The sequence below is a fragment of the Rhodococcus sp. EPR-157 genome (assembly GCF_001647195.1).
In the GTDB taxonomy this organism is placed as follows: domain Bacteria; phylum Actinomycetota; class Actinomycetes; order Mycobacteriales; family Mycobacteriaceae; genus Rhodococcoides.
This window is the reverse complement of sequence record NZ_LVCV01000685.1, coordinates 1-906: the sequence shown is the minus strand read 5'-3', so window position 1 is coordinate 906 and position 906 is coordinate 1. Positions and strand designations below refer to the sequence as shown.

The window sequence follows — 906 nt, the reverse complement described above, 5'->3', positions numbered from 1 at the left end:
CCACCGAGTTCTCGCCGATCGTGACACCTGGACACACGATGACGCCACCGCCCAACCAGACGTTGTCGCCGATCGAGATCGGGGCAGCACTCTCCCACCGTTGCCGTCGAGCTTCGTGATCGTCCATCGGATGCAAAGCCGTGAGCAGCTGAACACGGGGACCGATGGACACGTCGTCCCCGATCGTGATGGGGGCGCAGTCCAACAGGATCGCGTCGTAGTTCAAGAAACTGTTCGAGCCGATTCGGATCAGCGATCCGTAGTCGCACTGGAATCGCGGCATGATCCACGACGACTCGCCGAAGCCGCCGAGCAGGCCGGTGAGCAGGTCACGACGTCGATCGTCCTCGTCCGCCCCGGTCGCATTGAACTCGTCGAGGATCCTCTGACATGCCTTGCGTTCGGCAATCAGGTCCGGATCGCTGTCCTTGTACAGTTCGCCGCGCACCATTGCGTCACGTTGAGTACCCATGAGACCGAACGGTACGTGACCGGTCGCCCACGGCCACGTGCCTCGACGGCAGGCGATAGATTCGTAGGCATGATCACGATGACCGACCCAGCGTGGCGTCCGAGTCCCCGTGCGAAGCAACTGTGGGCGATCAATGCCACTTTGATCTGGATCCCCCTGTTCATCGCGCAGGTCGTCTGGGCGGTGATCGTCGACGAGTGGACAACGTGGCCGCACGTGGCGGTGTTCGCCGTGTCCGTGGTGCTCGCTGCACTGGACATCATCGTGACGCCGCAGTGGCGATACCGGGTGCACCGCTGGGAGATCAGCGATACCGCGGTGTACACGCGCACAGGATGGTTCAACCAAGAGCGACGCATCGCACCGATCTCGCGGGTGCAGACCGTCGACACCGAGCGGGGGCCGATCGATCGACTGCTCGGCTTGTCGACGGT

General features: G+C 63.0%; 2 protein-coding genes. One reads left to right on the top strand and one right to left on the bottom strand.

The window, feature by feature from the left end; translation table 11 throughout:
* A partial coding sequence (locus tag A2J03_RS29370) for a sugar O-acetyltransferase (RefSeq protein ID WP_068381760.1) occupies positions 1–472 on the bottom strand: 472 nt, incomplete at its 3' end.
* A 69-nt stretch (positions 473–541) separates the two neighbouring features.
* On the opposite strand from A2J03_RS29370, the gene A2J03_RS29365 reads away from it, so the two are divergent.
* On the top strand, positions 542–906 hold a 365-nt coding region (locus A2J03_RS29365), incomplete at its 3' end, for a PH domain-containing protein (protein ID WP_068381757.1).